This is a genomic window from Tateyamaria omphalii (genome assembly GCF_019802125.1).
GTDB lineage: Bacteria > Pseudomonadota > Alphaproteobacteria > Rhodobacterales > Rhodobacteraceae > Tateyamaria > Tateyamaria omphalii_B.
In genome coordinates, this window is sequence record NZ_JAHVHT010000009.1 from 30,299 (window position 1) to 49,197 (window position 18,899).

Genomic DNA, 18,899 nt, shown 5'->3' on the forward strand with positions numbered 1-18,899 from the left:
TGTTTGTTATCGGTAACATAACAGCAGCTCCGGAAAGAGGAAAGCATATGTCTGCAGCAGAAATCGGTGTGATCGGGTTGGGGACGATGGGGGCGATGCTGGCGCTCAACATCGCGGACAACGGGTTCACGGTGGCGGTTCACAACCGTACGGCCTCGCGTATTCCGGAGTTCATGGACAAGGCGGGCGATCTGGCCGAGCGGATCACCGGCCATGCGGAACTTGAAGACTTCGTGAAAGGTCTGGCTACCCCCCGCAACATCATCCTGATGGTACCGGCGGGTGATACCGTCGATGCACAGATCGAACAGTTGCGCTCGCTTTTGGACGCGGATGACATGATTATCGACGCGGGCAACGCGAATTTCCACGACAGCGAGCGAAGGGCGAAAGAAGCGGAAGCTGCCGGGGTTCCATTTCTGGGCATCGGCGTGTCGGGAGGGGCCGAGGGTGCCCGCTTTGGCCCGTCCATCATGGGCGGTGGCACACCGGACGCATGGGACCGGGTGGCCCACATCCTGAAAGCCATTTCTGCCAAGTACGAGGGCCAGCCCTGTGCTACCTATATGGGTGCGGGTGGGGCCGGGCATTTCGTGAAGACCGTGCACAACGGGATCGAATATGCCGATATGCAACTCATTGCCGAAGCCTATGGCGTGATGCGCGACGGAATGGGCATGGATGCCGCTGCCTGTGGGGCGGTGTTCGACCGTTGGAACGAGGGATTGTTGCAGAGCTACCTCATTGAGATTTCTGGCAAGGTTTCCGCCGCGATGGATTCGGAGACGGGCAACCCGATGCTCGACATGATCCTCGACCGTGCCGGTCAGAAAGGCACCGGGCGTTGGACCGTCATCGAAAGCCAGATGCTGGGCGCGCCTGTGCCGGTGATCGAGGCTGCAGTTGTAGCGCGGAACTTGTCGGCGCAGCGCGATCTGCGTCTGGCGGGGGCCGAGGCATTCGGTCCGACAGGTGGCGCGATGGCCGACGGCACGCTCAGCTTCGACGATCTGGAACAGGCCCTGATCGCGGGCAAGGTGCTGTGTTACGCGCAGGGCTTTGAGTTGCTGACCAAGGCCAGTGCGGACTACGGTTGGGATCTGCCGATGGCCGAGATTGCCGAGGTCTGGCGTGAGGGGTGCATCATCCGATCCGCGATGCTGAACGACATGGCTTCCGCCCTGACGGACGCGCCCGAACGGAACCTGGCCTTGGCTCCCTATTTCGCAGACATTCTGCGCAAGAACATGACCGGTTTGCGCAAGGTGGCTGTGGTGGCAATGGGTGCGGGTCAGCCCGTGCCTGCGCTGGCGGCCGCGCTCAATTACTTCGACACGCTGACCAGCGCGCGGACCACGGCGAACATGCTCCAGGCGCAGCGCGATTATTTTGGTGCGCACAGCTTTGAGCGCACCGACAAAGATGGTGCGCATCACGGGCCTTGGCTGGATCAGCACATGCAGTGAACGCGTGCAGTGCGCCGTGAAGGCGCACCCTACACTTCAGACCGGTGAGACGCCGTTCACGTTGAGGAACACGGAATAGAGTGAGGTTGTCCCGGCAATAAAGAGCCGGTTCAGCTTCTCCCCTCCGAAGCAGACATTTCCGACCAGTTCGGGGATGTGCACCTTGCCGATCAGAACACCGTCGCTGTTGATGCAGTGCACGCCGTCTGCGGCAGAGCTCCAGATCCGGCCATGGGTGTCGAGGCGGAAGCCGTCGAACAGCCCTTCGGTGCAGGTGGCGAAGACCTCGCCGCCGGATAGTGTGCCGTCCGTGTTCACAGTATGGCGGCGGATATGTTTGGGACCGTCTGCGTCATGGGTGATCCCGGTGTCAGCGATGTAGAGCAGGCTTTCATCCGGGGAGAAGGCGAGGCCGTTGGGTTTGACGTAGTCGTCGGCAGCGATGCTGATCTCGCCCGACGGATCGACGCGGTAGACATGGCAGGCGCCGATTTCGCTTTCTGCTCTGTCCCCTTCGTAGTCCATGAGGATGCCGTAGCTGGGGTCGGTGAACCATACCGAGCCGTCTGATTTGACCACAACGTCGTTGGGGGAGTTCAGCCGTTTGCCCTCGTAGTTGTCAGCGATGACGGTGATGGAGCCGTCATGTTCGGTGCGCGTCACGCGGCGGGCGAGATGTTCGCAGGACACCAGCCGCCCTTGCCGGTCGACCGTATGGCCGTTCGAGTTGTTTGACGGTTGGCGGAAGGTCGAGACGGACCCGTCGGTGTCATCATAGCGCAGGATGCGGTTGTTTGGGATGTCGGACCAGAGCAGGTAGCGCCCGGCGGCGAACCACACTGGCCCTTCCGACCAGCGGGCGCCGGTCCAGAGCCGTTCGACGCGGGCGTGGCCCACGAAACACTCTGCAAATTCGGGTTCAATGACTTCGAACCCGGTCCCTTCGATCACGCCGAACATCGTCTTTTCCTTCTTTTGTCGTGCCAAACCGGCGCACGCCCCAGCCCGGAGGTGGGCCCTGGTTGCCGGGATGGGCCGGGTCGGTGCCCCAGATTGCCTGATAAGTGTCGATTGCCATGCCGCGTTTCTGCATCAGGGCGAAGGCCACCGCCAACAAACCCCACCATACCGCCAGTGTCAGCCACATCCAGACCGGACCGTTGGCTTTCCACAAGCCCAACACAATCGTGATGATCGCCAGCAGGATGACACCGTAGCCGATGCCCTTGTGCAGCGCTTCGAACATGCGCCGCCATGGAGTCATGTCGTAGTGGTGCCCGCGCATCTGCGTGTCTGTTGGTCCGCCTTTTGAGCCACGGAAGACGCCGAGAAGGACTTGGGCCGTAGCCCCGGCAAGGACTGCATAGCCGAGCCAGTTGTGCAGGCTCATTGTTCCGAGGTCGCTGGGCAGCACAAGTGCCAGTCCAAAGATCGACAGACCCACGACCAGCGACTGACCCATCCAGTGGCTGCGCCACCAAACCTGGTTGTCCACCTCGCGGGGCCAGTCCTGACCTGGCATCACCTTGAAGAACCGCGCGATCAGCACGGCCACCGGTGCAAGGATGCCCCACGCCAACACCATCGACCGGGCGTGCCACGAGATGGCGAAGCCGACCTCGTGCGCACGGCTTGGATCAATGGGGGCGAGGAGCCAGTCCATCAGCCTTTGACCGCCCCGGCGGTCATGCCGGTGATGATCTGGCGGCTGGCGAGCAGGGTGAAGATGATGGGCGGGATCGCGAGCAGCATGCCGGTGGCCATGATGACCCCCCACTCCACGTTGAACTCGGACATGTTGTTCACAATCAGGATCGGCACCGTGCGCGTATCACGGTCCGACAGGGCCGAGGCGAGCAGGTATTCGTTCCATGCGATGCGGAAGGTGAAGATGGCGGCGGCAGCAAGGCCCGGTTTGATCAGGGGCAGGACAACCTTGAAGAAGACCTGGAACGGCCCCGCCCCATCGACCCGCGCTGCTTCTTCTAGCGACCGGGGGACCTGAACGATGAAACTCTGCAGGATCCAGATCACAAAGGGTAGGTTCATCGCCACATAGATCAGGATGATACCGGAGTGCGTGCCGGCGAGGCAGACATCGCCTCGCCCGCCAAACGCGTCGCGGATCGCGCCTCCTATGATGCCATCGCGATCCAGACAGAACTCGTTATTCCACAAACCAAAAACAGGGACGAGCAGCACGGCAGGCGGCACCATGCGCACCATGAGCGTGCTGAGCGACACGGTGTCCCGCCCCATGAACCGGAACCGCACCAGCGCGTAGGCGGCCATGCATCCGATCACCAGTGTCAGCGCGGTAGAGATCAGAGCGATGATCAGCGAATTGATGAAAGCGCCACCAAACTTGAGCGAGCAGAAGTCGAGGTGCTCGGGCTCGTACCAAAGGACATCACACAGCGCTTGCTCATAGTTTTGGATGGTCGGCATGAAGATCAGGCCGGACGTGCCCGAGATGATGTCCACATCCAGCTTGAACGAGTTCATGAACATCAGGATCACGGGGCCCACGGACATAAAGACCAGAAGGGCGATGACCGCATAGAAAGCCGGGTTGGCGCGGGAGTTGGGGGTGGACATCAGCTTTCCTCCTCGACCAGCGCATTCAGCCGGGCGGCGCGGGCTTCCTGCCAGCGGTTGAAGGCGAACATGCCCACGGTCAGCAGCAGAAGCAGGATCAAGAGATAGTTGGACATGGCAGCGGCGACGCCAAGTTCCCGGAACTCAGTGGCGGTACGCGAGATGCGGAGTGCGAGGATTTCGGTAGATAGGCCCGGGCCGCCCTCGGTCATCACGAGGATTACTTCGAGGACCTTGAAGGCGTCGATCAGGCGAAGAAGAGCGGTCACGATCAAGACGGGCATCATCAGCGGCAGCTTGATGTGGATGATCTGCTGCCACCCCGTGGCGCCGTCGATGCGCGCGGCTTCCAGTGCGGACCGGGGCAACGATTGCAGGGCGGCAAGCGACAGGATGAAGATGAAGGGGGTCCACTGCCAGATATCGGCAATGATGACGGAGGTCAGAGCGTAATCCCCCAACCAGTCCACACGCGGCAGACCAATGCTGTCGAGGAAGCGGTTAAACGTGCCGACAGTGGGGTGGTACATGTAGCGCCACATGAGGCCCACCACGACGGGGGCGATCATCATTGGCAGGATGAACATGGTGCGGAGAAGCGAGATGCCGCGGATTTCGCGGTCGAGCAGTAGGGCAAGGCCCACTCCGATCACCATCTCGATCGTCACCACGAAGAAGGCAAAGCGCAGCGTCACGCCAAGGCTTTCGTGAAAATTCGGGTCGTTCCAGAGGAAGATGTAGTTCTTGAGGCCCACGAACTCGGCCTCGCCAATGGTCTGGCTCGGGTTCCAGTCGCGGAAGGAGCCCCAGACCATGTAACCCAGCGGGTACATCAGCGCGATTGCCATGATGATCGCGGCGGGTGCCATGAACATGTAAGGCGTCAGTCGGTTGGCCATCGCGGTACGCATGGGTCAATCTTTCCGGGGTCTTGAAGGGGGCAAAGGGCCGGGGCGCGGGCGTGTCACCGCACGCCCCGGCAGGAGGAAAGGCTTACTGCCAGGTGTAGTAGCCGGCGTCATCCATCACGGCGCGGGTCCGTTCGGCCACGCCATCCAGCGCTTCCTGAATGTCCAGATCCTCGGTCAGCACCTTGGACATGGTCGTACCGATATCGGCGTTGATCTTGCCCCAGACGGGGATGATCGGACGCCAGTCGGGGTCGGCGAATTTCAGCGCTTCACCAAAGGTCGAGGCAAACGGGTATTTCTCGTTCAGGCCCGCGTCCTGGTAGGTCGAGAATCGCGAGGGGTTGCCGCCTTCCATGGCGACCATCAGGTCCCCTTTCTTGGACGTCAGCCACTGCATCAGGAGGAAGGCTGCTTCCTTGTTCTCGGCGTTTTTGGGAATGCCGATGCCGAAGCCACCGGTTTGCGACCCGCGACGGACACCTTCGGGGTGCATGGCATAGCCAACCTTGCCAACCACCTGGCTCCGCTCGGGATCCTCGAACCCTGGCATGAAGGCGATGGAATCCATGAACATGGCAGCCTGACCGCTGGCGAATGCGTTTGCTGCTTCGGAGGGACCAAAGCTCATTGCGCCTTCGGGGCCGCAATCGACAATGGTTTTCAGTGCATTGGCCGCCTCGACACCGGCAGCGTTGTTGATGATCGGGTTCCATGCGTCGTCAAAGACGCGACCGCCCAGCGGGGCGAGGTGCAAAAGGAAGGCGTGGCTGGCCTGGTGACCGGAGGCTGCGCGGGAAGCCATGCCGCCCATGCCCGGCTCGACCTCGGGGATCTTGCAGGCTGCATCGAGCAGTTGGTCGTAGTTCTCCGGGGTTGGAATCCCGTGCTTTTCAAAGATGTCCTTGCGGTAGGCCAGGACGGACGTTTCCGAACCAAAGGGGATGCCAAACAGGGATCCGGTCGGACCGGGCAGATACCCCTTGAAGCCGCCCGCGACGCCGATGTTCTCGACATAGCCGTCGATCAGGTCACCGGCATCATAGTTCGGGTCGGCCAGCTTGGGGTTCATGAAATACTTGGCGAGGTTTTCCAGCTGGTCGGCAAAGACATAGTCGGCCTTGGAAAACACGACGTAGGAGATCAGGTCGTACTCACCTTCATCCTGCGCCAGTTCCAGCGTCTGACGCTCGCGCATCTTGAGGTAGGGCAGTTGGTCCACTTCGACCTCGATGCCCGTTTCCTTGGTGAACTCGGGCAGCACCTTCATTGCGGCATTATAGTGCGGGTGCGCAGGGAAGTTCACGATCAGCGTCGTGCCCGCATATTCTTCGTAGGGGTTGGCATAGGCCGCCCCTGCCATGATGGCAGCGGTCGTCAGACCCACCGCGGTTGTTTTCAGTCCTTTGAACATGTGTTCCTCCCTTAGAACTTTATTGATTTTCAAAGTGCGTTTTCGGTTGTGCGGTCGAACAGGTGTACGCCGCGTTGGTTGACCGCGAATGTGAGGGTTTGGCCGAGCGCAACGGGGCTTTCAGAGTTCACCTCGACCATCACCTGCGCCGAGCCGCATTTGCAGAGCAGCACGGACTGCGCGCCGATATATTCGGAGACCTGCACGTCGAGCGTGAGTGCCGTTGCCGGGTCAGCTGCGTCGTCATAGCTGAGGTCAGAGGGCCGGATGCCCAGTGTCACCTCGCGGCTTGAATGCGCCTTGGCCTTGGCCGCAATCTCGCCCGACAGTTTCAGGTCAAAGCCTTCCCCGGTGACCCATATCTCCCCTACCCGCTCTTCCAGTGCGCCGTCGAGGAAGTTCATCGGCGGCATACCCATGAAGCCGGCGACGAACTTGTTGACCGGGCGTTTGAACAGCTCTTCGGGCGTGCCCTGCTGCTGGATATAGCCGCCATGCATGACGACGATCCGATCGGCGAGCGTCATCGCCTCGATCTGGTCGTGGGTGACGTAGATCATGTTTTTCTGCACGCGCTGGCTCATGAGGGCCAGTTCGGCCCGCATCTGCCCGCGCAGCTTGGCGTCGAGGTTCGACAGCGGTTCATCGAATAGGAAGATGCCGGAATCTTTGGCCAAGGCGCGAGCCATGGCAACCCGTTGGCGCTGCCCACCCGACAAGGCACCGGGCTTGCGGCCCAGGAAGTCGGTCAGGCCCACCATCTCGGCCACTTCTTTGACCTTGGCGTTGATCTCGGATTTCGGGCGGCGGGCCAGGCGCAGGGCAAAGCTGATGTTCTGCGCCACGTTCATGTGCGGGTAGAGCGCGTAGTCCTGAAATACCATCGCCAGATCGCGTTCCTTGGGCTCCAGATGACTGACCGGTTTGTCGTCGACGTAAATCTCGCCATCCGACACATCCTCAAGCCCCGCGATCATGCGCAACGTTGTAGACTTGCCGCAGCCGGAGGGACCGACGAGCACGGTAAATTCGTTCTCCGCCATCTCAAGCTCGATGCCGTGCAGCACCTCAACATTGCCGTAGCGTTTGACCAGATTGTCGAGCCGGATGGTGGGCATAGGTGTTCTTCCGTTCTTTGTTACCGGTCACATTAACGATTGTGACCGGTAACACAAGAGAAATTACCCTGCGTAACCACCTGAAAACCCTTGGTTTCGCTATTTCGTGCTGTCGCGGAAGGTCAGATTTACCGGCACAGGAACCAGTGAGCGACTCACCGGCGCATCGTCTGACAGCAGCTGCCCGATTAGTTTCCCGGTCTCGCGCCCGATGGTTTTCGGGTCCACGGAGACGGTCGTGATCGTGGGGGTGGCAAAGCGCGACACCTCAAAGTCGCCAAAGCCCGCGATGCCAATATCTCCAGGCACGGATTTACCGAGTTTCAGCATCACCGACAGCACGCCAAAGGCGGGGGCATCCGACACACAGAACACGCAATCGGTGTCGGGAAACTCTTTGAGCAAACGGGTGGCAGCCTCCGCGCCCTCTTCGATAGACAAGGGCGGCTTGCCGATTTTGAGCGCCCGATCTGTCGGCAGGCCCGCCTCCTTCATCGCATCTAGATAGCCTTTGCGTCGGGCCGCGCCACGAGTCCAATCATCATCCGCCTCACCCACGAACGCGATGTTGCGATAGCCCCTCGCGATCAACGCCCGCGTCATGTCCGCCGCAGCCTTGCGGTTGGAAAAGCCGATGGTGTGGCCGATGGGATTGTCGGGCCGCTCCCACAGCTCGATCACCGGGATATGCGCATCGCTGAGAAGTGCGATGGTGCGATCTGAATGCCCATCATAGGACAGCACGATCGCCTCTGGGCGACGCTTGAGCATGTCCTCGACCAGCTGCTCCTCGCGATCCGGGGAATAGTCCGTGTGGCCCAGCAGGATTTGCTGCCCGATACCCTCCAGTTCTTCAGTCAGCGCTTGCACGGTTTCGGCAAAGTGCAGGTTGTTGAGCGATGGGACCAGCACCGCCACAAATCCCGAGCGCTTGGTCGTCAGACTGCCCGCCATTTGGTCGGGCACATAATTCATTTCACGCACGACCTTCAGGATACGGTCGCGCGTGTCCTTGGAAATCGGGCTGTCCTTTTTCAGCGCACGGCTGACAGTCATGCGCGACACACCGGCCGCGCGGGCCACATCGCGCATCGTGACGGGGCCAGAGGATTTGGACGGTGTCTGGGGCATAGCCTGCAGGGTGTGCCCGGTCACAACGCGCGTCAAGATGCAATTTCAGGGCATCTTTCATCCGTTTCGGCGCCTTGGAACCAGCACGACATAAACGGGCGTAAAATCGAAATACTTGGAGAATTGCGGATTTTGTAATAATCTGCGGTAGAAATTCATTTCTTCAATACGCATCCGTCTTTTCTGGCGGTTCCATGAAACACATTGAAAATAGGCCGCTACGAGGTGGCAAAGGATATTCAACACTGACTTTTTGAAGGATTTTAATATGTCAGGGCTTACAAAACGGGATGGCGAAATTTCGCGCCTGCATCCTGCCATTCGCGACAGTGTCGCTACCATCCAGAAGAAGCTAAACGCCGAGAAAATCCCGTTCCGGGTGTTCGAGGCATTCCGCACCCCGCACAGACAAGCCAGCCTTTACGCCAAGGGACGTACCAAACCGGGAAACAAGGTCACATGGGTTGGCCCTTGGGGTTCAATCCATCAGTACGGATTGGCGGTGGATTTCGTTCTGTACGAAAATGGGAAATGGAGCTGGGACGACAGCGGCGCCAAAGCGAAATGGTGGGCCCGGATGCACGAGGTTGCCGCCGAACACAACATGACCCCGCTTTACAACAAGAAGAAGCAGCTGATTGAAAAACCGCATGTTCAATTGGTGGGTGTTACATCTTCCGAATTGCGCGATGGCATCTATCCGGACGGCGGCGATGCTGTCTGGGCCGAGCATCTTGCCGACTTAATCGACAGTTGGAACGGAAGTGGCGCGCCCGCCAAGCCGCCTTCGGCACCGGAAAAGCCTGCGCTCGATCCCACGCTTGTCGTTGATGTCGACCCGGCTCCGACGGCGGCTCCAACGCTCTTGCCCAGCTCAGCGGATGCGGACGAACGTTTCGAGAAGCTACACGGTTTTATCAAATGGGCAGAGGGGGGTTTTGCCAATCACCCCGAGGATACGGGTGGGGCCACCAATTTCGGGATCACCCGCGAAACGCTTGAGGATTGGCGCGGCAAGCCCGTAACCGAAGAAGATGTGCGCGCCCTAGGCCGGGAAGAGGCGGACCTGATCCTGCGCACCAACTACTATGCACGCTGCCGCTGCGGGGAAATGCCGGACCGCACAGCAATGGTCGTTTACAACACCGCCGTCCTGTCCGGCACGGACAAGGCAGTCCGGACTCTGCAGGAAGCGTTCAACACGATGGGCATGACGGTCAATGGCGGGCCTCTCAAGGTAGATGGGATCATCGGGCGCAACACAATTGCAGCCGCGCGCGAGACCGACGCCGAGGCCATGTCCGACACCTATGTCGACCTGTACGAAGCCTATCTCAAGACCCGCCACAACTTCGATACTTTCGGAAATGGTTGGATGAACCGGATTGCGAAGCTGCGTGAATTCCTCACCACATTGCCAAAGGGGGCGGGCAAGCGCCCGACGACTGTCATGAAAGTATCCAACAAACCCTTGGGCCTGGACTTGGATGCAGATGACCTGCTCTCCGTGATCGCCGCGGTGTCCACGGGTGGCAAAAGCGCTGCCGCGAAGCTGGTGTTGAACCGCATCATCAAGAAGAAAGTCGCGCAAGCGGAGGACGACAGCGTGACCGAAAGCCTGCTGAAGGCGGCGCTGGAAGAGAGACTTGATGACCTCGAACCAGAGACGCCGACACCTGACAAACCACCACTCACACCCGTCAATGCAGCGCTGGGAGAGACTGTCGGCAGGCTGCTGAACGGCAGGAAGTCCGTCATCGGGATCGTCGGGCTGGTCCTTACATCAGTTGTTCCGACCTTGTTCCCAGAGGGCGGCGGTATAATTCACCCTGACCTCTTGAAGCAGTTTGAAGACAACCCGGATATCCAGACAATCCTGTTCACTTTACTCAGCATCTTCACCGGGTGGGGCTTCCTGGGAAAAATCGACAAGGCGATCCGCGACGTGCGGGCGGAGATCTGAGCCATTTCACAAAGAAAACGCCCCCGATCATTCGGACCGGGGGCGTACTATTTTCTGTAAACGCGATTTAACGCTTGAGCGCGCCGACCCCTGAGAAGCGGAACGCTTCCTGTTCCAGCGCATCAATCTCTTCAGCGCTCATCTGGTCATGCGCGACCGTGATCCGTCCGAGGAAGACAAAGGGCAAGTCGCCCGAGCGGCCTTCAAGATCAGCCTTGATCGCTTCGGCCGTGGCAGCGCCCACGTCGTCGCCCATGCGCATCGGTGTCGCGTCCAGCTCGCCTCGGCGGATGGCGTCGAGCTCCAGCCCAGTGCCGCCCCAACCGGTTGAGAAGATCTCTTTCTCCTTACCAACCGATACCTGCGCCTCAACCGATCCCATCGCCATCGCGGTGTTGGCGTTATGGATAATCGTGGCCTCCGGGTAGGACTGCAGGATCAGCGATGTGCCGGCAAAGCCGCCCTCGCGCTGATACTCACCATAGTGTTCATAGACGGTGGTCCAGCCTGCTTTCTCCTCGACGCAGGCTTTGAAGTCACCCGAACGCTGGTTGTCGGTGATGCCGGGAATGCCGCGGTTCATCGCCATGGTGACACCTTCGCCCAGACGGCCGATCATGTAGTCGCACATGGTTAGTGCACCGGCGGCGGACGAGAAGTCGAACCAGGCCGCAGGCTGATGCTCCAGCTCTTTCAGCGGGGTGTGGAACGCCCAGACGTAAGTGGTCAGGTCGTCGGTCTCAGCCGCCAGTTTCGAGATGTTGTCGGCCTGGATCGCCAGTTCGGAAGGTCCAAAGACGACGTAGTCATAGATGTCTTTGTCCAGGACCACCTGATTGGCATAGGTCGTTTGCAGCGAGTGTTCGATCTGGCGCGAGGCGAACTCGGTGGTTTCATACTGAATGCCCAACTGGTCAAGACGCTTGGTCATCGCCAGATAGTTACGCGCCCAGAAGTCCGAGGTGTCCGACGAAGGATAGATCAGCGCGATCTGGATCGGTGCATCCTGCGTTCCACTGAACTTGACGGCGTCACCGCCGACAACAGCCTGCATGGCCTCTAGCTTACCTTCGGCATTCACCTCATCCGGCACCCAGTAATCGCGGTCTGCGATGTCGGGCAGCTCCTTCAGCGGCAGGGTTGCGTGACCATCGGCCATTGCCATTCCGGTCATCGCTGTTGCCACGAGGGCTGTTGTTGCTAAAAATCTCATTTCGGTTCCTCCCTTTGCAATGAGAGCGGGACCATCGGTCGGGTCGGGGCTGCACCCCCGGCCCGGCCATCCCGCATTTTGGCCGGATCACCCGCTTGGCGCGACGTCCCCGGCAAAGATGCCGCCGATCGCCAACAGGGCAATCAGGACACCAATCAGTAATGCGGAAAACCGCACCAGTTTCTGGCCTTCAGCGGTTCTGAGGTCTGCAAACCAGCCCCCTGCCCCGTCGCGATCCTTCTTCTGGATCCAGGCATAGAGTGCCACCGAGCTGATGATCACGAAGCCCGACGCCACCGGCTGCCAGAAGAACTCGATCCGAAGCGTGACCAGAGCATTCAGCATCATGGCGAGCAAGAGCACGCCCGAGAACGACCCGATGATCGACGCGCGACCACCAAAGAGCGACGTGCCACCAACAACCACCGCCGCGATGACGTGCAGGTTGAAGAAGGGGGCCATCGTCGCCTGAATTGCGTTCTGCTTGCCGGTCAGCATCAGACCCGCGAGGGCCGCACACGCACCACAGAGCACGTAGGCATAAACCTTGTGCCGCTTCACACCGATGCCGGTCAGTTCCGCCGATTCCGGGCTGGAGCCAATGGCGACCGTGTAACGACCGAAGTGGGTCCGTTGCAGGATGTAGTAGCCTGCGACCATGGTCAGGATGCCGATGACAGCCGGTGTCGGGATGAAGAACGGCGTCTGACCACGGCCCATTTCCGTAAGGACATCTGGGAAACGCGCCAGCACCAAACCCTTGGCCAAGAGCAGCGCCAAACCCTTGTAGACAAGGTCCATCGCCAGTGTCCCGATAAGGTCGGGCACATTGAAGCGTGTGATCACCAGACCGTTGATCAGGCCCAGAAGGGCTCCAATCGTCAAAGCAATCGGGATACCGACATAGATCGAGAAGCCGAACTGCTTGACCAGAAACGCCATGATGATGGCCGACAGCACCGCGACCGAGCCGACCGACAGGTCGATCCCGCGTTGCGTGATGACAAAGGTCATCGCCATTGCCATCGGCATATACAGCGCCGCATCCTGCAGGATCAGCTCAAGGTTGCTAATCCGGTAGAACCGGTCGGGCGAGGCTACGGCCATGAACAGGAAGATGGCAACGATCATCGCCATCGGCGCAATCACCGCCATGTACGGCTCAAGCCGTTCGGTCAGCGGTGCTTTTTCATTTGTCGCAACTGCGGCGTTCATGCGGCGTCCTCCTTGGCACCAACGATCATGCCCAGCACTTCCTGGGTCGAGCTTTCAGCGGTGAGGGCCACGCCCACACATTGGCCGCGGCGCTGCACGTGGACGCGGTCGGCAACCTCGAACACATCATCCAGCGAGTGGCTGATCAGGATCACGGCCAACCCTTGCTTTTTCAGTGCCATGATCAGCTTCAGGGTCCGTGCCGTCTCTTGCGGACCAAGCGCTGCGGTCGGTTCGTCCATGACCAGCACGCGGAGCCCTTCGTGATAGACCGCGCGCGCGATGGCCACGGCCTGACGCTGGCCGCCCGACAGGCTGTCGGTCTGCGCATCCAGCGATTTCAGGCGAACACCCAGCCGTTCCATCAGAACGCGCTCGGTCTCCTCGCGCATCTTCTTGTTGTCTAGGACGGTGATGCCAAACACCTTCTTGGTCAGCTCATTGCCCAGGAACATGTTGGCTGCCGGATCAAGGTGATCGGCCAGCGCCAGTGTCTGATAAACAGCGTCGATCCCAGCCTTGGCAGCATCGGCGTGGTTCGAAAACTCGACCTTCTCACCGTCGATATAGATCTCGCCTTCCGTCGGTTGGTAGACGCCGGTCAACACCTTGATCAGTGTCGACTTGCCTGCGCCATTGTCGCCGACGATGGCAAGAACCTCACCGGCATAGGCACTCAAGTTCACATCTTGCAAGGCGGTCACCCCGCCGAAACGTTTGGTTATCCCGCGCATCTGCACGAGTGGCACATCAGCCATATCTCTCTCCTCCGGTTGCACGGATGCCGCGGGCTGCGCACGTGCCCGAGCGGTTCGGAATTGGGGTGCGGGGTCCCGTCACTCACGCCGGGACCCCGCGGGGAGGGACCTCTACTTCCCCCAGATCTCGGCATAAGCCTCGCGGTAGGGGATGTCGGGGTCGAACTGATTGCTGTCACCCAGTTTGGCGAGCCCTTCGGGTGTGACCAGCGCGGGGGATGTAATGTAGCCCGAGCACGCCTCGCCCTGGATGGCGCGGTTCAGCTCGTCCACCAACTGCCAGCCTTGCAGGTTCAGCGGCTCGGCCACGGTGATCGCCTGATAGCCGTTCGAGCGGATGCGTTGGAACGCAGCTTCGGAGCCGTCACCGGCAGAGCCAGCCAAAGGACCAGCATCAGGCGACAGACCAGCAGCGGCCAGCGACGGACCCATAAAGTCAAAGTACAGGTCGTTGATTGCCAGCGCGTGGGTCCAGCTTTCACCGTATTTCTGCAGAAGCGACGTGGTCAGCGGGCCCATGCGGGTCGATGTGTCTGCAATCGGCGTATCCACGTATTCCAGAACCTTGCCACCTGCGGCCTCGACTGTTTCCTGCAGCCGGTCGGCCTTGTCGATGGCGATCTGGTAGGTGCTGTCGGTGAAGATCACGACACCGATCTCTTCGCCCTGCGCCTTGGCATCGTCGATCGCCCATTCTGCGGCCACTTCGGACACGGTCATTGCGTCGGTCGACACGTTGGCAAAGATGCCACCGGGCGCATCACAGCCGATGACGGGGCCAGAGTGCCACGCAACCATGGGCACGCCTGCGTCCACGACGCCTTCCAAAGCGGCTTGCTGTTCGACAGCGTCAAAACCGTTGATGATGATACCGTCAGCTTTTAGCGCCAGCGCCTGACCAATCGCAGCCGTACGACCTTGGATCGAACCTGCACCGTCTAGCACGCGCACATCCCAGCCGATCTTCGCGGCGGCTTCTTCAACTCCGGTGGTCACACCCAGGATGCCGCCATTCTTCAGGTCGCCCGCGACCACCACGATGGATTTGCCATCAGCCGCCGTTGGTCCACTTGTCGGCCCGTCCCATTCGGCCAGAGCGGGCACGGCTGTCATCATGGTCGTCGCCAGAAGCCCTGCGATAAAGGTCCGTTTTTGCATAGTTTCCTCCCTTTGCAATGTTTCTTTCTTGTCGTGCAGTTTGGCCCAAAAACCGGTTCCCACTTTTTGGACTGCACTTGTGCGTCAGCGCTTGTCTGCACCTTTTTTGCGCTGCGCGTAGCCTGCGATGCCGATGGCAACCAGCAGGGTTACTCCGTTGAACAGCGGCTCGACCCAGAAGGAGCCGCCGAATTGTTGAATGCCTGAAATGCCCACGGCAAGGATGACAACACCCACGACTGTGCCCCACACATTGACCCGTCCGGGCTTGATCGTGGTGGAGCCAAGAAAGGCACCCACAAGCGCAGGCAACAGGAACTCGAGGCCCACCGACGCCTGCCCGATCCGCAGCTTCGCGGCCAGCAGCACACCGGCCAACGCCGTCATGGTGCCGCTCGCAACAAAGGCGCCGATCACATACTTCCGCGTGGGAATGCCGTTGAGTTGCGCGGCCCGCTGGTTCGCACCAATGGCATAGAGGTAGCGACCGATGGGCGTGTATTCGAGCACGATCCACATCACCACGGTGATGACGATCAGGTAGTAGGCGGTGATGGGCAGACCGAACACAAAGGTGGTGTTCAGTGCATAGAACCCATCTGGCAACAGCCCCACCATCTGGCGCCCGCCCGTATGCCACAGGGCAAGGGCATAGAGCACGGTCCCGGTACCAAGCGTCGCGATGAAGCTGTCGATCTTGGCAACCTCAACCAGCAAGCCATTCAGGAACCCGGTCAGCGCGCCCAGCAGCAGAACGATGGCAACAGCCATCGGCCAGGGCAGGCCCAACATGGTCTGCAAGCTGATGGCAAGGATGTGCCACAGCACGATACCATAGCCGACGGTCAGGTCGATCCGCCCCGCCGCCATCGGGATCATGGCCCCAAGCGACAGCAGCGCAATGATCGCTTTGTCCGAAATGATGGACCGCAGGTTCAGCATCGTCGGGAACGTGTTGGGCAACAGGACCGAAAACAGCCCGATCAGGAAAACGGTCAGGATCACCAGGCCATAGACCGGCAGGAACCGCATCAACCGCTTGCCAATGGGCAGCCCTTTGAGTTCCGCCTTGGTTGGCTCGAGTGCGCTGGATTCAAGCGACTGCATGCGAACCGCCCCCTTCTGTCTTGATGTTGCCAGCCGACGCGGACTGGATCAGGTTTTCAGTTGTCAGCCGCGTGCCGCTGAGTTCGTCAACGATGGCCCCTTGGCTAAAGACGATGGCGCGGTGGCAAATCGTGGCGATCTCTTCAAAGTCGGTAGACATGATAAGGATCGCGACCCCCTCACCCAAGGCGCGGTTCAGCAGGGCATAGATTTCAGACTTCGCGCCCACATCCACACCGGCTGTCGGATCTTCGCAGATCAGCAGCTTGCGCTTGGTGGCGAGCCAACGGCCAATGACAACCTTTTGCTGGTTCCCGCCCGACAGCGCTTCGATGGCAAGGGTCGGGTCATTGGGCGACAGGCCCAGCTCAGCCCCGATGATCGCGGCCTGCTCGGCTTCGACACGGGGCGACAGCATGTTCAGCAGCTTGCGGCCGATACCATCGGGGTTGAGAAACGTGTTTTCGCGAATGGACAAAGACATTGCGACCGACTCTTCGGTGCGGTCCTTGGCGACCAGCCCGACGCCGGAATGCAGCGCCTTTTGCGGCGACGCCAAATCAGGCGTCTGGCCATCCAACGTGACCTGCCCGTCAAAAGGAACCAGTCCAAACAGCGCGCGCGAGATCGCCTCGTGCCCTGCCCCGCGCAGACCGACAAGGCCCAACACCTCATTCTTCTGCAAATCGAAGTCCAGCTTCTGCATCCCCGGCACTTCGAAATTGCGCAAGGACAGAACCGCCTCACCAATCTGATCGGTCGCCTTGACCGTCTCCCGCGTCTTGCGACCGACAATCTTCTGCACCAGCTCCTCGGGCGTGGTGTGGTCGATGCTCCGCACACCCACCATTGCGCCGTCGCGCAACACGGCCACACGGTCGGCAATCTGGAAAATCTCATCCAGGCGGTGCGAGACATAGATCATCCCCACCCCCTTCTCGCGCAGCGGTCGGATGGCGGCAAACAGCCGCTCGACCTCGTCCGCGGGCAGCGATGCCGTGGGTTCGTCCAGCACCAAAAATTCGCTGTCCACAGCCAGCGCGCGGGCAATGGCTACCAGTGACTTCTCGGTCCGGGTCAGGTCCTCGACACGGGTCGTGGGATCAAATTCCGCATCCACCTTGCGCAGCGCTTCGATGGCGAAATGCTCCACATCCTTCCAGCGGATCAGCCCATTCTTCTTCGAAAAGCCTAACGCCAGGCCGATGTTCTCGGCCACCGTCATCCATTCGATCAGCCCAAGGTCCTGGTGGATGAACGCCACCTTCTGGCGCTCGCCAAACCCTGCCGGTTTGTGGTGGTACGGTTCACCATCAATCAGCACCTGCCCGGCGTCCGCCGTATGGATGCCGCCCAGCACCTTGATCAACGTGGACTTGCCCGCACCGTTCTCACCCAGCAGGGCCACGATCTCGCCGCGACCGACGCTCAGCGACACATCCTTCAGCGCATAGGTGCCGCCAAAATGCTTGTCGATGCTGTCGAAAAACAAACCTGTCTGCAGGTCCGGCATAACGTCTCCTCCGGTGTCACGCGGCCCCAACCTCCCCGTTGAGTTACCCGTAACGTTACGCTAGCATCGGGTCAGAGCGCGGGAAGTGTCAAGGCTTAAGTTACCCGTAACGTGAAATGGCTGTGAGCGTGGATAAAGCAAATAAAAACAATAAGGTAAGCCTGTCTCAGGTGGCCCGCGCCGCTGGTGTCTCAAAGATGACCGCAAGCCGTGTTTTGCGGGGCGAAGGCGGATATTCGGAAAACACCCGCGTCAAGGTGATGGAGCAGGTGGACGCCCTTGGCTACCTACCGAATCGTTTGGCGACGGTTTTCGCCGGTGACCAGAGCTCGACCTTCATCGGCGTGTCGATCCCGGACCTCGGGAATGAGGTGTTCGCGCAGGTCCTGGAAGGCATCGACCGCAAGCTCGGGACCTTTGGATACCAGTCCGTATTGGGCCTTACCCAGCACACCCAGCAAGAGGAAGAGAACTGGATCAGGACGGTGCTGTCGTGGCAACCCGCGGGCCTCATCCTGACCGGTCGATACCACTCGCCCCGTGCCACCGACATGCTGCGAAACGCTGGGATCCCGGTCGTCGAAATCTGGGATCTGAATGCCGCGCCTCTCGACATGAGCGTCGGCATCAACCACTTCGACAGCGGCTTTGACATGGGCCGCTACCTGACCTCTCTGGGCTATCAGAACATTGGCTATGTGGGCACCTCCCACGACACCGCCAACGCCGCGACCGAGCGGCTGAACGGCTTTTGCAAGGCGGTCGAAGGGGCCGGCGGCGCGGTGGTCAAACAGCTCTGCCTGCACGACACGGCGACTTACTATCCTGGCTTTTACGGCACCGAACAACTGCTCGCTGCGACCCGGAACATCGAATGCATCTTCTACCAGAACGACGCCATGGCCTTTGGCGGTCTGCAATACTGCGCGTCAAAGGGGTTGAGCGTACCCGATGACATCGGCATCGCAGGCTGGGGCGACTTGCCGATTGCATCCGTGATGAACCGGCGGCTCACTTCCTGCCACGTGTCGCACCTGAAACTGGGCCAAAAGGCCGCCGAGATGATGATGGGGCGGCTCACGGACGAGCCGGTGCCGACATGCACCGACATCGGGTTTCGTTTGATCCCAGGGTCTACGGTGCGGAACAGCGGGGTTTAGGGGCGCTACAGCCAATTTCCTGCAAGACCAATCCAAAAAATAGGCGCCGCACCGCCGTTTCGCGCAAAGATATGGAAAAAGGTTGAGCCGTGCACGTTCAGCGGCAACACCTTTGCTGGAAATTGGAGTATTTCATGCAGTGGTGGCCCAAATCTGGAGAAGGTTGGCGAAGTGGCC

The 18,899-nt window shown here is 60.2% G+C and carries 16 protein-coding genes; 3 read left to right on the plus strand and 13 right to left on the minus strand.

The features are described 5' to 3' along the window. The first annotated feature begins 47 nt into the window (after positions 1-47). Entirely contained in the window at positions 48-1,466 is a 1,419-nt protein-coding gene (gene gndA, locus KUV51_RS21520; protein WP_222523522.1) for an NADP-dependent phosphogluconate dehydrogenase, read from the plus strand. A gap of 36 nt (positions 1,467-1,502) precedes the next feature. On the opposite strand, the gene KUV51_RS21525 is transcribed toward gndA, so the two are convergent. From KUV51_RS21525 to KUV51_RS21555, 7 genes are all read right to left on the minus strand, one after another. Beyond that, positions 1,503-2,426, minus strand: coding sequence for an SMP-30/gluconolactonase/LRE family protein (locus KUV51_RS21525; protein WP_222523523.1), 924 nt, complete (start codon positions 2,424-2,426; stop codon positions 1,503-1,505). Then, positions 2,386-3,129: a cytochrome b561 domain-containing protein gene (locus KUV51_RS21530; RefSeq protein WP_222523524.1), complete on the minus strand. Its 744-nt coding sequence runs from the start codon at positions 3,127-3,129 to the stop codon at positions 2,386-2,388. Before KUV51_RS21530 ends, KUV51_RS21525 begins: the two co-directional genes overlap by 41 nt. Further along, a complete protein-coding gene (locus tag KUV51_RS21535; protein WP_222523525.1) occupies positions 3,129-4,064 on the minus strand; it encodes a carbohydrate ABC transporter permease in 936 nt (311 codons plus the stop codon). The genes KUV51_RS21530 and KUV51_RS21535 overlap by 1 nt, the downstream gene beginning before the upstream one ends. Continuing rightward, a complete protein-coding gene (locus KUV51_RS21540; RefSeq protein WP_222523526.1) occupies positions 4,064-4,975 on the minus strand; it encodes a carbohydrate ABC transporter permease in 912 nt (303 codons plus the stop codon). Before KUV51_RS21540 ends, KUV51_RS21535 begins: the two co-directional genes overlap by 1 nt. 82 nt (positions 4,976-5,057) lie before the next feature. Continuing rightward, positions 5,058-6,386, minus strand: a complete 1,329-nt coding sequence (locus KUV51_RS21545; protein WP_222523527.1) for an extracellular solute-binding protein — start codon at positions 6,384-6,386, stop codon at positions 5,058-5,060. Positions 6,387-6,415: 29 nt separating this feature from the next. Beyond that, a complete protein-coding gene (locus KUV51_RS21550) occupies positions 6,416-7,504 on the minus strand; it encodes an ABC transporter ATP-binding protein (RefSeq protein ID WP_222523528.1) in 1,089 nt (362 codons plus the stop codon). Positions 7,505-7,603: 99 nt separating this feature from the next. After that, entirely contained in the window at positions 7,604-8,635 is a 1,032-nt protein-coding gene (locus tag KUV51_RS21555; RefSeq protein ID WP_222523529.1) for a LacI family DNA-binding transcriptional regulator, read from the minus strand. Between the two features lie 268 nt (positions 8,636-8,903). On the opposite strand from KUV51_RS21555, the gene KUV51_RS21560 reads away from it, so the two are divergent. Continuing rightward, the gene (locus KUV51_RS21560; protein WP_222523530.1) at positions 8,904-10,598 is read left to right on the plus strand and encodes a glycosyl hydrolase 108 family protein; all 1,695 of its coding nucleotides are present in this window, start codon (positions 8,904-8,906) and stop codon (positions 10,596-10,598) included. A gap of 67 nt (positions 10,599-10,665) precedes the next feature. Here the strand turns inward: KUV51_RS21560 and KUV51_RS21565 are convergent, their stop codons facing one another. The 6 genes from KUV51_RS21565 to KUV51_RS21590 all read right to left on the minus strand — a co-directional run bounded on the left by KUV51_RS21565 (position 10,666) and on the right by KUV51_RS21590 (position 17,562). Beyond that, positions 10,666-11,811 (minus strand): substrate-binding domain-containing protein, encoded by a 1,146-nt coding sequence (locus KUV51_RS21565; RefSeq protein ID WP_222523531.1) that lies wholly within the window; start codon positions 11,809-11,811, stop codon positions 10,666-10,668. An 87-nt stretch (positions 11,812-11,898) separates the two neighbouring features. Next, positions 11,899-13,026 carry an ABC transporter permease gene (locus KUV51_RS21570; protein ID WP_222523532.1) on the minus strand — a complete coding sequence of 376 codons (1,128 nt, stop codon included), beginning with the start codon at positions 13,024-13,026 and terminating at the stop codon, positions 11,899-11,901. After that, positions 13,023-13,784 carry an ATP-binding cassette domain-containing protein gene (locus KUV51_RS21575; protein ID WP_039689894.1) on the minus strand — a complete coding sequence of 254 codons (762 nt, stop codon included), beginning with the start codon at positions 13,782-13,784 and terminating at the stop codon, positions 13,023-13,025. Before KUV51_RS21575 ends, KUV51_RS21570 begins: the two co-directional genes overlap by 4 nt. Positions 13,785-13,895: 111 nt before the next feature. Beyond that, a complete protein-coding gene (locus tag KUV51_RS21580) occupies positions 13,896-14,942 on the minus strand; it encodes a substrate-binding domain-containing protein (RefSeq protein ID WP_222523533.1) in 1,047 nt (348 codons plus the stop codon). A gap of 84 nt (positions 14,943-15,026) precedes the next feature. Continuing rightward, a complete protein-coding gene (locus KUV51_RS21585; RefSeq protein ID WP_222523534.1) occupies positions 15,027-16,049 on the minus strand; it encodes an ABC transporter permease in 1,023 nt (340 codons plus the stop codon). After that, positions 16,036-17,562 (minus strand): sugar ABC transporter ATP-binding protein, encoded by a 1,527-nt coding sequence (locus KUV51_RS21590; RefSeq protein ID WP_222523535.1) that lies wholly within the window; start codon positions 17,560-17,562, stop codon positions 16,036-16,038. The genes KUV51_RS21585 and KUV51_RS21590 overlap by 14 nt, the downstream gene beginning before the upstream one ends. 116 nt (positions 17,563-17,678) lie before the next feature. Between KUV51_RS21590 and KUV51_RS21595 the strand changes: the two genes are divergently transcribed. Then, complete coding sequence (locus KUV51_RS21595; protein WP_222523536.1) at positions 17,679-18,722, plus strand: LacI family DNA-binding transcriptional regulator; 1,044 nt, start codon at positions 17,679-17,681, stop codon at positions 18,720-18,722. The last annotated feature ends 177 nt before the right edge of the window (positions 18,723-18,899 follow it).